General features: G+C 51.4%; 1 rRNA gene. It reads left to right on the top strand.

Annotated elements, in window-relative coordinates:
- Positions 1-255 (top strand): 23S ribosomal RNA (locus tag KJS52_RS27160); the annotation flags it as partial.

The following is a 255-nucleotide window of genomic DNA, read 5'->3' as shown; positions in this document are numbered from 1 at the left end:
ACTAGGAGCCGAAGAAGGACGTGGCGAACAACGATACTGCCTCGGGGAGCTGTAAGCAAGCGTCGATCCGGGGATTTCCGAATGGGGAAACCCAGCTGTTGTAATAGACAGTTACAGTTAGCTGAATACATAGGCTAGCGTGAGGCATACCAGGGGAACTGAAACATCTAAGTACCCTGAGGAAGAGAAAACAAAAGTGATTCCGTCAGTAGCGGCGAGCGAACGCGGATTAGCCCAAACCAGAGAGCTTGCTCT

Origin of the sequence: Paenibacillus montaniterrae (assembly GCF_018403185.1) — a bacterium.
GTDB lineage: Bacteria > Bacillota > Bacilli > Paenibacillales > Paenibacillaceae > Pristimantibacillus > Pristimantibacillus montaniterrae.
This window is presented reverse-complemented; position numbering and strand designations above follow the sequence as displayed.